At 58.3% G+C, this 13322-nt stretch carries 11 protein-coding genes; 10 read left to right on the top strand and 1 reads right to left on the bottom strand.

The window, feature by feature from the left end; translation table 11 throughout:
- The first annotated feature begins 64 nt into the window (after window positions 1-64).
- The 10 genes from ACJJU9_RS19190 to ACJJU9_RS19235 all read left to right on the top strand — a co-directional run bounded on the left by ACJJU9_RS19190 (window position 65) and on the right by ACJJU9_RS19235 (window position 11614).
- Complete coding sequence (locus ACJJU9_RS19190; RefSeq protein ID WP_048367970.1) at window positions 65-1075, top strand: ornithine carbamoyltransferase; 1011 nt, start codon at window positions 65-67, stop codon at window positions 1073-1075.
- A gap of 105 nt (window positions 1076-1180) precedes the next feature.
- Complete coding sequence (gene arcC, locus ACJJU9_RS19195) at window positions 1181-2110, top strand: carbamate kinase (RefSeq protein ID WP_048385455.1); 930 nt, start codon at window positions 1181-1183, stop codon at window positions 2108-2110.
- Between the two features lie 57 nt (window positions 2111-2167).
- Window positions 2168-2527 carry a DUF5064 family protein gene (locus tag ACJJU9_RS19200; protein WP_407729318.1) on the top strand — a complete coding sequence of 120 codons (360 nt, stop codon included), beginning with the start codon at window positions 2168-2170 and terminating at the stop codon, window positions 2525-2527.
- Window positions 2528-2686: 159 nt separating this feature from the next.
- Complete coding sequence (locus ACJJU9_RS19205; RefSeq protein WP_048385459.1) at window positions 2687-4195, top strand: sigma-54-dependent transcriptional regulator; 1509 nt, start codon at window positions 2687-2689, stop codon at window positions 4193-4195.
- A gap of 296 nt (window positions 4196-4491) precedes the next feature.
- Window positions 4492-4875 carry a glycine cleavage system protein GcvH gene (gcvH, locus tag ACJJU9_RS19210; protein WP_407729319.1) on the top strand — a complete coding sequence of 128 codons (384 nt, stop codon included), beginning with the start codon at window positions 4492-4494 and terminating at the stop codon, window positions 4873-4875.
- A gap of 10 nt (window positions 4876-4885) precedes the next feature.
- Window positions 4886-7744 (top strand): aminomethyl-transferring glycine dehydrogenase, encoded by a 2859-nt coding sequence (gene gcvP, locus ACJJU9_RS19215; protein ID WP_407729320.1) that lies wholly within the window; start codon window positions 4886-4888, stop codon window positions 7742-7744.
- A gap of 119 nt (window positions 7745-7863) precedes the next feature.
- Window positions 7864-9240: an L-serine ammonia-lyase gene (locus tag ACJJU9_RS19220; RefSeq protein ID WP_407729321.1), complete on the top strand. Its 1377-nt coding sequence runs from the start codon at window positions 7864-7866 to the stop codon at window positions 9238-9240.
- 17 nt (window positions 9241-9257) lie between these two features.
- Window positions 9258-10382, top strand: a complete 1125-nt coding sequence (gcvT, locus tag ACJJU9_RS19225; protein ID WP_407729322.1) for a glycine cleavage system aminomethyltransferase GcvT — start codon at window positions 9258-9260, stop codon at window positions 10380-10382.
- 436 nt (window positions 10383-10818) lie between these two features.
- The gene (locus ACJJU9_RS19230) at window positions 10819-11031 is read left to right on the top strand and encodes a cold-shock protein (protein WP_007977299.1); all 213 of its coding nucleotides are present in this window, start codon (window positions 10819-10821) and stop codon (window positions 11029-11031) included.
- Window positions 11032-11125: 94 nt separating this feature from the next.
- Window positions 11126-11614, top strand: a complete 489-nt coding sequence (locus ACJJU9_RS19235) for an RDD family protein (protein ID WP_407729323.1) — start codon at window positions 11126-11128, stop codon at window positions 11612-11614.
- Between the two features lie 126 nt (window positions 11615-11740).
- On the opposite strand, the gene ACJJU9_RS19240 is transcribed toward ACJJU9_RS19235, so the two are convergent.
- The gene (locus ACJJU9_RS19240; RefSeq protein ID WP_407729324.1) at window positions 11741-13156 is read right to left on the bottom strand and encodes a DegQ family serine endoprotease; all 1416 of its coding nucleotides are present in this window, start codon (window positions 13154-13156) and stop codon (window positions 11741-11743) included.
- Between the last annotated feature and the right edge of the window lie 166 nt (window positions 13157-13322).

Raw genomic sequence — 13322 nt, forward strand, 5'->3', positions numbered from 1 at the left:
ATTGCTTGCGCTGACCCCACAAGGGGCGGCGCAAGCCGGTTAACCAGAAACCCAGGAGATCCCCATGGCGTTTAACATGAAAAACCGCAGCTTGCTGAGCTTGGTTCATCACACCCCTCGTGAGCTGCACTTCTTGCTGGATCTGTCCCGTGACCTCAAGCGCGCCAAGTACACCGGTACTGAAGAGCCGCACTTGAAAGGCAAGAACATCGCGCTGATTTTTGAAAAAACCTCGACCCGCACCCGTTGCGCGTTCGAGGTGGCGGCCCACGACCAGGGCGCGCATGTGACTTACATCGACCCGGTTTCTTCGCAAATCGGCCACAAAGAAAGCATGAAAGACACCGCCCGCGTTCTCGGCCGCATGTTTGACGCCATTGAATACCGTGGCTTTGAGCAAGTGGTTGTCGAAGAGCTGGCCAAGTACGCAGGCGTACCGGTGTTCAACGGCCTGACCGCTGAGTTCCACCCGACGCAAATGATCGCTGACGTGCTGACCATGCGCGAACACAGCGATAAGCCGCTGCACAACATCAGCTACGCCTACCTGGGCGATGCGCGCAACAACATGGGTAACTCGCTGCTGCTGATCGGCGCCAAGCTGGGCATGGACGTGCGCATCGCCGCACCAAAAAGCCTGTGGCCAGAAGAAGCCTTCGTCAAACAGTGCGAGGAATTCGCCAAGGAAAGCGGTGCCAAAATCACCCTGACCGAAGACCCGAAAGCGGCGGTCAAAGGCGTGGATTTCATCCACACCGACGTATGGGTATCGATGGGCGAGCCGGTTGAAACCTGGAACGAACGCATCAAGCTGCTGCTGCCTTACCAGGTCAACACCGACATCATCAAGGCGGCAGAAAACCCGCGCGTGAAGTTCATGCACTGCCTGCCAGCGTTCCATAACAGCGAAACCAAAGTCGGCAAGGACGTGGCAGAGCATCACCCGAACCTGAAAAACGGCATTGAAGTGACCGAAGAAGTGTTCGAGTCGCCGGTCAACATTGCCTTTGAACAGGCTGAAAACCGCATGCACACCATCAAGGCCATTCTGGTGGCGGCGCTGGCTGATATCTAAGCCCTGACGCCCTCTTGTAGGAGCGAGCTTGCCTCGCGATCTTTTAAAAGATCGAAAGCTCGCTCCTACGGATCCGGTCCTCCCCTTTAAATAAGGACATTTTCTATGCGTATCGTCGTTGCACTGGGCGGTAACGCCCTTCTTCGTCGCGGCCAGCCCATGACCGCTGACAACCAACGCGAAAACATCCGTACGGCCACCGCCCAAATCGCCCGCGTCGCCCCTGGCAACGAACTGGTGGTGGCGCACGGTAACGGCCCGCAAGTGGGCCTGCTGTCGCTGCAAGCCGCTGCCTACACTGACGTTGCGCCCTACCCGCTGGACGTACTCGGGGCTGAAACCGAAGGCATGATCGGTTACATGATCGAGCAAGAACTGGGCAACCTGCTGCCCAAAGACGTGCCTTTCGCCACCTTGCTGACCCAGGTAGAAGTCGATCCCAAAGACCCGGCGTTCCAGAACCCGACCAAGCCGATTGGCCCGGTGTACAGCGAAGCTGACGCCAAGCGCCTGGCCGCTGAAAAGGGCTGGGACATTGCCCCGGACGGCGACAAGTTCCGCCGCGTGGTGCCAAGCCCCAAACCCAAACACATCTTTGAAATCCGCCCGATCAAATGGCTGCTGGAAAAAGGCACCGTGGTGATCTGCGCCGGCGGTGGCGGTATTCCGACCATGTACGGCGAAGACGGCAACCTCAAAGGCATTGAGGCGGTAATCGACAAAGACCTCGCCTCGTCCCTGCTGGCCCAACAACTCAACAGTGACTTGCTGGTGATCGCCACAGACGTCAACGCTGCCTTTATCAACTGGGGCAAACCTGACCAGAAAGGCATTGCTCACGCGCACCCGGACGAACTGGAAAAACTCGGCTTTGCCGCCGGTTCCATGGGCCCGAAAGTTGAAGCGGCCTGTGAATTTGCCCGCAAGACCGGCAAGACTGCTGTGATCGGCGCACTGGCGGACATTGAAGCAATCGTTCAAGGTAAGGCAGGTACTCGAGTGAGCACCGAGAAATCGGGTATTACCTACTTTTGAACCCAAGGGCAGGTCTGGCGGCCTGCCCTTGGCTACTTAGCCTCAAGGAGCAGCCCTATGGCCATTTTTAAACCCGGGTACCTGCATATCGAACGCGAATCGCTGGGTCCGCACGACTTTAGTTATGAGATCGTAATTAAGTACCAGGTCGTTCAAGATCCCAAGGAAGGCAAGTCCATGCAGTTCGATATGAGCGGCCAGATTAATGGCAAGGACTTCAAGGAATCGTTCACGCTGCCCAAGGACATGGCGTTCGATTTCGCCCGGGTGGCCTTCAAGATTGCCGTGAAAAACGGGATTCCAAACAACGCGAACATCCTGTCGATGCATAAATACTACGACTTGATGTTTAAGGACGTACGAGAGCAACTCGACGTCAAGCCGGGTGACCCGGTAAAACCTGAACACCTGGAATAATCCCCTCCCTGTAGGAGCGAGCTTGCCTCGCGATCTTTTAAACGATCAAAAGATCGCGAGACAAGCTCGCTCCTGCAGAGCCGATGTGCGGCTCACATTTCACCAATCCTCCCCGCCAAGGCATACTGGCCATCCCCTGGCTCAAGTTTTCTCGTTCCCATGCGTATCCATGTCAGTTTTATCGACCGTGTCGGCATCACCCAGGAAGTTCTGGCGTTGCTTGGCGGGCGTAATCTCAACCTGGATGCCGTGGAGATGGTGCCGCCCAACGTTTACATCGACGCCCCGACCCTCAGCCCGCAAGTGCTCGACGAGCTGCGCGAAGCGCTGTTTCGGGTCAACGGCGTGCAGTCGGTGCGGGTAGTCGATATCCTTCCCGGCCAGCGCCGCCACCTGCAACTCGACGCCCTGCTCGCCGCCATGACCGACCCGGTACTGGCGCTGGACAGCGGTGGCCACGTGCTGCTGGCTAACCCGGCGCTGGTCACGCTGTACGGCCGTGACCCTACTGGTGAAAGCATCGGCGAGCTGTTCAGCGATCCCGGCCTGCTCAATGTGTTGCTGGAAAACGGTTTTCGCCTGCCGTTGCGCGAAGTGACGCTCAACGGCCAGCCGCTGATGCTCGACGCCACGCCGATTACTGACGCCGGTGCCTTGCTCACGTTGTACCAGCCCAGCCGTATTGGTGAGCGGCTGGCCGCCCTGCATCACGATCACGCAGAGGGCTTTGACGCGCTGCTCGGTGACTCCCCGGCGATCCGCACCTTGAAGGCCCGTGCCCAGCGCGTGGCGGCGCTGGATGCGCCCTTGCTGATTCAGGGCGAAACCGGCACCGGCAAAGAACTCGTGGCCCGCGCCTGTCATGCGATCAGCACCCGTTTTGCAGCGCCGTTTTTGGCTTTGAACTGCGCGGCGCTCCCGGAAAACCTGGCCGAAAGCGAGCTGTTCGGCTATGCCCCCGGCGCCTTCACTGGCGCCCAGCGCGGCGGCAAACCGGGGCTAATGGAGCTGGCCAACCATGGCACGGTGTTCCTCGATGAAATCGCTGAAATGTCGCCCTACCTGCAAGCCAAGCTGCTGCGCTTTTTGAATGACGGCAGCTTTCGTCGGGTGGGCGGCGAGCGCGAGGTCAAGGTCAATGTGCGGATCCTCAGCGCAACCCACCGCAACCTCGAAAAAATGGTCAATGAAGGGACGTTTCGCGAAGACCTTTTCTATCGCCTGAACGTGCTGAACCTTGAGGTGCCGCCGCTGCGCGAGCGTGGCCAGGATATTTTGCTGCTGGCACGCGCCTTTATGCAGCAGGCTTGCACGCAGATCCAGCGCCCGGTGTGCCGCCTGGCACCCGGCACTTATCCGGCATTGCTGGGCAATCGCTGGCCGGGCAATGTACGGCAATTGCAGAACGTGATTTTCCGCGCGGCCGCGATCTGTGAAAGCACGCTGGTGGATATCGGTGACCTCGACATCGCAGGCACTTCGGTCGCGCGGCAAAGCGATGGCGAGATAGAAACCCTGGAGCTGGCGGTCGAAACGTTCGAAAAAGCCCTGCTGGAAAAACTCTACGTCAGCTACCCCTCAACTCGCCAATTGGCCAGCCGCCTGCAAACCTCGCACACCGCTATTGCGCACCGCCTGCGCAAGTACGGCATCCCGGGTAAAAATTAATCCAGAAAAGCCACATGCTCCGTATTGATTTCATTCCAGTGGAACGATTTCGATACAGGCACGCCAATCCTCAGTAACCCAAGGCTTTGATCCACTTGGATTTTTTAATTGCGCCAGCACTGTAGCGATTTCGCTACAGCGTGATGAGTCAGTCATCTGCGAAACCACTCTAAGCCACTGATAAATAGGTCTTTTTATAAACTGGCAACCTTCTTGCAATGATCATCGCATTCAGCTCGACCTGCACGAGCATTACACCTGTGACCACCAGACATGTCTGGCCCTGAGGAGTTTCGATGAGCGAATTGCGTTTTACTGAAGACCACGAATGGCTGCGTGCCGAAGCTGATGGCAGCGTGACCGTAGGCATTACGGCTTTTGCGCAAAACGCTCTGGGCGATGTGGTGTTTGTTCAGTTGCCAGAGTTGCAGGCTTACGACAAAGGCGCTGAAGTCGCCACGGTTGAATCAGTCAAGGCCGCCAGTGGTGTGTATATGCCACTTGACGGTGAAGTCCTCGAATCCAACGTCAAACTCGAAGACAGCCCGGAACAGGTCAACGAAGACCCGCTGGGTGAAGGCTGGTTTTTTCGCTTTAAACCGGCTGATCCCGAGGCGCTCGGCAAACTGCTCACGCAGGACGCTTACGACCGCTTGATCAAAGCTCAAGACGACAACTGAGGAGCCGGCCATGACGATTAATCTCAGCACTGCCAATGAATTCATCGCGCGCCACATCGGCCCGCGTCAGGCCGACGAACAGGCCATGCTCACTACTCTGGGGTTTGACTCGCTGCAAGCGCTCAGCGCCAGTGTCATCCCGGAAGGTATCAAGGGCACCAGCGTACTCAACCTGCCCGCCGGCCAAAGTGAAGCCGATGCCCTGGCATCAATCAAAGCCATCGCGGCAAAAAACCAGCTGCATAAAACCTATATCGGCCAAGGCTATTACAACTGCCACACGCCTTCGCCGATCTTGCGCAACCTGCTGGAAAACCCGGCCTGGTACACCGCTTACACGCCGTATCAGCCGGAAATCTCCCAGGGTCGTCTTGAAGCCTTGCTGAATTTCCAGACGTTGATCAGCGACCTCACCGGCCTGCCGATTGCCAACGCTTCGTTGCTCGACGAAGCCACCGCAGCCGCCGAAGCCATGACCTTCTGCAAACGCCTGAGCAAGAACAAAACCAGCGAGCGCTTCTTCGCCTCCCGCCACTGCCACCCGCAAACCCTCGATGTGCTGCGCACCCGTGCTGAGCCGTTGGGCATTGAAGTGGTGGTGGGTGACGAGCGTGAGTTGAGCGACCTGTCGCCGTTCTTCGGCGCCCTGCTGCAATACCCGGCAAGCAACGGCGATGTGTTCGATTATCGCGATCTGGTTGAACGCTTCCACGCCGCTAACGCGTTGGTGGCGGTAGCGGCTGACTTGTTGGCGCTGACCTTGCTGACGCCGCCCGGTGAGTTCGGCGCCGACGTGGCCATCGGCAGCGCCCAGCGCTTTGGCGTGCCACTGGGCTTCGGTGGCCCGCACGCGGCTTACTTTTCGACCCGCGATGCCTTCAAGCGCGACATGCCGGGGCGTCTGGTCGGCATGTCGGTAGACCGTCATGGCAAGCCGGCGCTGCGTCTGGCGATGCAAACCCGCGAGCAACATATCCGCCGCGAGAAGGCCACCAGCAACATCTGTACCGCTCAAGTGTTGCTGGCCAACATCGCCAGCATGTATGCCGTGTACCACGGGCCTCAAGGCCTGACCCAGATTGCCCGGCGCATCCATCAGTTGACTGCAATCCTTGCCCAGGGCCTGAAGGGGCTGGGGCTGAACGTTGAGCAAAGCCAGTTTTTCGACACCCTGACCCTGCACACCGGCAACCGCACCAGCGCGCTGCACGCCAAGGCTCAGGCCCGGCACATCAACCTGCGTGTGGTCGATGACGAACGCATCGGGCTGTCGCTGGACGAAACCAGCAGCCAGTCTGACGTCGTTGCTCTGTGGGCCTTACTCGCAGTCGATGGCCAGACGCTGCCTGACTTCGACGCGCTGGCCCAATCGGTAACAGGCACGCTGCCTGCGGCGTTGCTGCGCCAGTCGGCGATTCTGAGCCACCCGGTGTTCAACCGTTATCACTCCGAAACCGAGCTGATGCGCTATCTGCGCCGCCTGGCTGACAAAGACCTGGCGCTGGACCGCACCATGATCCCGCTGGGCTCGTGCACCATGAAGCTCAACGCCGCCAGCGAAATGATCCCGGTGACCTGGGCCGAGTTCGGCAACCTGCACCCGTTTGCCCCTGCCGAGCAAAGCCAGGGCTATCAGCAACTGACCCGCGAGCTGGAGCTCATGCTCTGCGAGGCCACCGGTTACGATGCCGTGTCGCTGCAACCCAACGCCGGCTCCCAAGGTGAGTACGCAGGCTTGCTGGCCATTCGTGCTTACCACCAGAGCCGTGGCGAAGAGCGCCGCGACATCTGCCTGATCCCCTCCTCGGCCCACGGCACCAACCCGGCGACCGCACACATGGCCGGTATGCGCGTGGTGGTGACCGCCTGTGACGCGCGCGGCAACGTCGACATTGAAGACCTGCGCGCCAAGGCCATCGAGCACCGTGATCACCTTGCCGCGCTGATGATCACCTACCCGTCGACCCACGGCGTGTTTGAAGAAGGCATCCGCGAAATCTGCGGCATCATTCATGACAACGGCGGCCAGGTGTACATCGACGGCGCCAACATGAACGCGATGGTCGGCCTGTGCGCACCGGGCAAGTTTGGCGGCGACGTGTCGCACCTTAACCTGCACAAAACCTTCTGCATCCCCCACGGCGGTGGCGGCCCGGGCGTTGGTCCGATTGGCGTCAAGTCGCACCTGATCCCGTTCTTGCCGGGCCACAGCGCCCTGGAGCGCAAGGAAGGCGCGGTGTGTGCCGCCCCGTTCGGCAGCGCCAGCATTCTGCCGATCACCTGGATGTACATCCGCATGATGGGTGGCGAAGGCCTGAAACGCGCCTCGCAGCTGGCCATTTTGAACGCCAACTACATTGCCCGCCGTCTCGAAGAGCATTACCCGGTGCTGTACTCGGGCGCCAACGGCCTGGTGGCGCACGAATGCATCCTCGATCTGCGTCCGCTCAAGGAAACCAGCGGCATCAACGTTGATGACGTGGCCAAGCGCCTGATCGACTTTGGCTTCCATGCGCCTACCATGTCGTTCCCGGTGGCAGGCACGTTGATGATCGAGCCGACTGAAAGTGAATCCAAACAAGAGCTGGATCGCTTCTGCGAAGCCATGATCCGCATCCGCGAGGAGATTCGCGCGGTCGAAAACGGCAGCCTCGACAAAGACGACAATCCGCTGAAAAACGCCCCGCACACGGCCGCAGAAATCGTTGGCGAGTGGACCCACCCGTACAGCCGCGAACAAGCGGTGTACCCGGTCGCGTCGTTGATCGAAGGCAAATACTGGCCGCCGGTGGGCCGTGTCGACAACGTGTTCGGCGACCGCAACCTGGTCTGCGCGTGCCCGTCGATCGAGAGCTATCAGGAGGCTTGATCCCGATCCGTAGGAGCGAGCTTGCCTCGCGATCTTTTGATCTTTTTAAAAGATCGCGAGACGAGCTCGCTCCTACAGGTTTTGCTTGCCAATTCATCTATAAGAAACCGGAGAACCCTATGTCGTTAAGCGTGTTCGACCTGTTCAAAATTGGCATCGGCCCTTCCAGTTCCCACACCGTCGGCCCCATGCGGGCTGCCGCACGTTTTGTCGAAGGTTTGGCCCGCGAGGGTTTGCTGCTCAGTACGGCCTGCGTGAAAGTCGAGCTGTATGGTTCCCTCGGCGCCACCGGTAAAGGTCACGGCAGCGACAAAGCCGTGTTGCTGGGGCTTGAAGGCGAACTCCCGGACACCGTCAACACCGAAACCGTGGCTGAACGCCTGGCCCGGATTCGCAGCAGCGGGCGTTTGAACCTGCACGGCGAACACGCCATCGATTTCAACGAAAAACTGCACCTGGCGATGATTCGCAAACCCTTGGCCTTTCACCCCAACGGCATGATTTTTCGTGCCCTGGACGCCGCCGGAATACAGATTCGCAGCCGCGAGTATTACTCGGTCGGCGGCGGCTTTGTGGTGGATGAAGACGCTGCGGGCGCTGACCGCATCGTCGAAGACAGTACGCCACTGAAGTACCCGTTCAAAACCGCCAAAGAGCTGCTGAACCATTGCACCACGCAGCACTTGTCCATCAGCCAGGTGATGCTGGCCAACGAAAGCGCCTGGCGCCCGGAAGCCGAAACCCGCAGTGGCTTGCTGCACATCTGGCAAGTGATGCAGGACTGTGTGAGCGCGGGCTGTCGCAATGAAGGGATTTTACCCGGTGGCTTAAAGGTCAAACGCCGGGCCGCCGCGCTGCATCGTCAACTGTGCAGCCACCCGGAAGCCGCCCTGCGCGATGCGCTGTCCGTGCTCGACTGGGTCAATCTGTATGCACTGGCGGTAAACGAAGAAAACGCCAATGGCGGGCGCGTGGTCACCGCGCCCACCAATGGGGCTGCGGGGATTATCCCGGCCGTGCTGCATTACTACATGCGCTTTATCGGCGGTGCCAACGAAGACGGCGTGGTGCGGTTTCTGCTGACGGCAGCCGCCATCGGCATTCTGTACAAGGAAAACGCCTCGATCTCGGGCGCCGAAGTCGGCTGCCAGGGCGAAGTCGGTGTGGCCTGCTCCATGGCCGCGGGCGCGCTCTGCGAAGTGCTGGGCGGCAGCGTGCAACAAGTCGAGAACGCCGCCGAAATCGGCATGGAACACAACCTGGGGCTGACCTGCGACCCGATTGGCGGGCTGGTGCAAGTGCCGTGTATCGAACGCAACGCCATGGGCTCGGTCAAGGCCATCAACGCCGTGCGCATGGCGTTGCGCGGCGACGGCCAGCACTTTGTCTCGCTCGACAAGGTGATCCGCACCATGCGCCAGACTGGCGCCGACATGAAAAGCAAATACAAAGAGACCGCCCGCGGCGGTCTGGCTGTCAACATTATTGAGTGCTGATTTTCAAGGAGTCACGAATGTCCACCGAACACTTGCTCATCACCCCGCTGCACGCACTGCACCTTGAACTCGGCGCCCGCATGGTGCCGTTTGCCGGCTATGACATGCCTGTGCAATACCCGCTGGGCGTGATGAAAGAGCACTTGCACACCCGTGAACAGGCCGGGTTGTTTGATGTTTCGCACATGGGGCAGATCCTGCTGACCGGCGCCGGTGCCGCCAAAGCACTGGAAACATTGGTGCCCGTCGACATCATCGACCTGCCGGTGGGCATGCAGCGTTACGCCATGTTCACCAACGAGCAAGGCGGCATTCTGGATGACCTGATGGTTGCCAATCTGGGCAATGACCGGTTGTTTTTGGTGGTTAACGCCGCCTGCAAGGCGCAGGACCTGGCGCACCTGCGCAAACACCTGGGCGCCCACTGCGAGATCCAGCCGCTGTTTGAAGAGCGCGCCCTGCTGGCCCTGCAAGGCCCGGCAGCGGTGAACGTGTTGCAGCGTCTGGCACCTGACGTCACCAAAATGACCTTTATGCAATTTGAGCCTGTGACGCTGCTGGGCGCGGCGTGTTACGTCAGCCGCTCAGGTTATACCGGTGAAGACGGCTTTGAGATCTCGGTACCGACGGCACACGCAGAAAAACTCGCCCGCGCCCTGTTGGCTGAACCTGAGGTTGAAGCCATTGGTTTGGGCGCACGTGATTCTTTACGTCTTGAAGCCGGTCTGTGCTTGTACGGCCACGACATGAACGAAAAAACCACGCCAATTGAAGCCAGCCTGTTGTGGGCGATCTCTAAAGCGCGTCGTGCCGACGGCCCGCGTGCGGGTGGCTTCCCAGGTGCCGACACCATTTTTGCTCAGCAACAACAAGGGGTTGCACGAAAAAGGGTCGGCTTGCTGCCCCAGGAACGCACACCGGTGCGTGAAGGCGCCGAGGTGGTCGATGCACAGGGTAACGTCATCGGCACAGTGTGTAGCGGCGGCTTTGGCCCAACCCTGGGCGCACCGCTGGCCATGGCGTATCTGGACAGTGCATTCACCCCGATAGACACCGAGGTCTGGGCGATTGTTCGGGGTAAACGTGTGCCGATGAAAGTGTCTAAACTGCCGTTTGTAGCGCAACGTTATTATCGGGGCTAAACCCCGGGCTTTTTATACAGTTGTATGACACTTGCGTGCCATACAACTGCCACAAAACAGTGCGAAGTTTCGATAGTGAAAAAAGCATTTTAAACATGAAAACAATTGAACACCTCTATGAACACACTTTCTTTAACGCTGCCCACATCCCACTGTAGGAGCGAGCTTGCTCGCGATCTTTTGATCTTTTAAATGCGTTGCTATAAGTGAACTACATGAGGTTATAAAGGGGTGTATTTAAGGGGCTTGTTTTTTTAATCCTGTTTTCGTAGAGTTTGACCACTGTGTTTGCATGGGTCGCTGGAATCGTGACCTGGGCAGTAGCTCTATGTTTGCTACAACCCGTTCTGCGTCTCTTACTTTCCTGCAACCCAGCACCAGTCCTCTTTCAACGTAAGGAGGCTGCCATTAATTGTTAGCGTCAAGGAATTAAGAAATGTCTCAACGTCAGAGCGGTACCGTCAAGTGGTTTAACGACGAGAAAGGTTTTGGTTTCATCACTCCGGAAAGCGGTCCGGATCTGTTCGTACACTTCCGTGCCATTCAAGGCAACGGTTTCAAAAGCTTGAAAGAAGGCCAGAAAGTGACCTTCATCGCTGTTCAGGGCCAAAAAGGCATGCAGGCTGACGAAGTTCAAGCCGAAGCCTAAGCCTCTGTTCCACAAAAGCCTCTGATGCTGACATCAGAGGCTTTTTTATGGGCGCAATTTCGTAAGATGGGTTTTTCCTTCACGAGAGCCTGCCATGTCGAAACCACCACTTAGCCCCAAAGGCGATTTCCCCGCCGCTGGCCTGGGGCGCCGCCTGGCAGCCATGTTCTATGACTTTCTGCTGTGTACGGCCCTGCTGATCGTGACCACGTTTATCTACAAGCTGATCATGATGGGCTTTATCGGTGAAGCCAAAATGCGCGAGCTGACCGAAGCCGGGTCGCTGGATGGCGACCCGTTGCTCTCGACCATTTTGTTGTTTGTCCTGTTCGCGTTCTTTGCCAAGTTCTGGACCCACAGCGGCCAAACCCTGGGCATGCAAGTGTGGGGCGTGCGCGTGCAAAACGCCGATGGATCGGCGATCAGCCTGTGGCAAGCGCTGTTGCGCTTTATGGTGTCGATTGGTTCGTGGCTGTGTTTAGGGCTGGGGTTTATCTGGTCTGTGTTCGATAAACGCAAGCGCACCTGGCACGACATATACTCCGACAGCCAGCTGGTTCGCATCCCTAAACAAAAGAAATAAAAAAAGCCCGTATCTCGCGATACGGGCTTTTTATTGTTGCTGTGTTTCTGTGGTCACTGCCGTTTGCTGGAGAAACGGGTTGCTGCGCAACCCTTCGCAGCCTTCGGCAGCGACTACAAGGGTTGGTTACTCTGCCAGCTTGAAGGTAATGAAGCTTGCGCGGCCCTGACGCAGTACACGCATCGAGACCGAACGATTTTTTGGCAATGCCTTGGCAATTTCAGTGAATTGCTTGGCATCGGTAATCGCCTGGTTGTTCAGATGAGTGATCACGTCACCCGGTTGCAGACCAATCAACGCCGCAGGACCGTCCTGTACGTCTTTGATGATCACGCCACCTTTGATGTCGTTGGCTTTCTTCTGCTCGTCGGTCAAGTCAGCGACAGCGACGCCCAGACGGTTGCTGCTTTGCTCAGCACCGGTCAGGCCAGCCATCTCCTTGCCTTCATCCGGGATAGCGCCCACGGTGAGGTCCAGGGTTTTGCGCTTGCCGTCACGCACCACTTCAAGGGTGGCTTTGCTACCGGCTTTCAGCGCGCCTACCAGGTGCGGCAGGTCGGCCGACATGACGATCGGCTGGCCATTCATGCTCAGGATCACGTCACCTACTTGCAGACCGCCTTTGGCAGCCGGGCCGTTGTCCAGTACTTGAGCGACCAGCGCACCGGCAGGTTTTTCCAGACCGAAGGATTCTGCCAGGTCTTTGTTGACCTCTTGAATCACCACGCCCAACCAGCCACGGCTAACCTTGCCACCGGCTTTGAGTTGGTTGGAAACGTCCATGGCCACATCGATAGGGATCGCGAACGACACGCCCATGAAGCCACCGGAACGGGTGTAGATCTGTGAGTTGATGCCGACCACTTCACCTGCCAGGTTGAACAGCGGGCCACCGGAGTTACCCGGGTTGATTGGCACGTCAGTCTGGATGAACGGCACATAGCTTTCATTCGGCAGGCTACGGCCGATGGCGCTGATGATGCCTTGGGTGACGGTGTGGTCAAAGCCGAACGGCGAGCCGATCGCTACCACCCATTGACCGGCCTTGAGGTCTTGGGACTTGCCCAGCTTCAGCACCGGCAGGTTTTTGCCTTCAATTTTCAACAGGGCCACATCGGAACGCGGGTCTGTACCAACCAGCTTGGCTTTCATTTCGCTGCGGTCAGACAGACGCACGATGATTTCGTCAGCGTCAGCCACTACGTGGTTGTTGGTCAGGATGTAGCCGTCCGGGGAGATGATAAAACCCGATCCCAGCGATTGAGCTTCGCGCTGACGCCCACCTTGGCCACCGCCCATGCCTGGCGGCATGCCGCGTTCAAAGAAATCACGCAGCCCCGGCGGCAAGCCTTCGAGGTCTGGCATGTTCGAGACTTTGCGGTCCGGCAGCTTTTGCGTCGTACTGATGTTGACGACGGCGGGTGATGCCTGCTCGACCAACTGCGTGAAGTCGGGCAACTGCGCTTCAGCCAGCGCGGGCACTGCCTGGCCGAGCATCAGCACGGCAGCAAAAATGGGTAAGTAAGACTTCAATCGAGGCATTGGTTTACAGCTCCCGTTAATAGCCAGCAGGGTTGTGCAATGAGTCCCAAAAACTTAAGCCAGCATAGACCGGTTTTTGGGCGGACCAGAAACAAACAAGGTCAGAGCCCATTAGGCACTGACCTTTGTAAAAAAAATGAAAAAAACAATTTGAAATGTTCACCGC

It is taken from the genome of Pseudomonas helleri, assembly GCF_045830615.1.
Lineage (GTDB): Bacteria > Pseudomonadota > Gammaproteobacteria > Pseudomonadales > Pseudomonadaceae > Aquipseudomonas > Aquipseudomonas helleri.